This is a genomic window from Citrobacter sp. TBCS-14 (genome assembly GCF_005280805.1).
Lineage (GTDB): Bacteria > Pseudomonadota > Gammaproteobacteria > Enterobacterales > Enterobacteriaceae > Citrobacter > Citrobacter gillenii.
In genome coordinates, this window is record NZ_SZWM01000310.1 from 1 (window position 1) to 211 (window position 211).

Here is a 211-nt window from a genome sequence, read left to right on the forward strand (position 1 = left end):
CTCTCCTCTGATTTTTATCATCGTAGCCAGCAGGCCGACCGGATGCAGACGCTGATTTATCAGCGTACGCAGTTAACCAAAGTGATAGGGATGGATGTTCCGGGCAGAGCCGATGCGCTAGGTTTGGGCTGGGTCTATATGGCGCCGAAGAATGGGCGTCCAGGAATTATTCAAAAAACCGGTGGCGGCGGTGGCTTCATTACTTATATGG

1 pseudogene is annotated in these 211 nt (G+C 52.1%); it reads left to right on the forward strand.

The annotated features are described in order from the left end of the window. Nucleotides 1–211 (forward strand): annotated as a pseudogene (locus tag FDX22_RS15250) (D-alanyl-D-alanine-carboxypeptidase/endopeptidase AmpH); the annotation flags it as partial.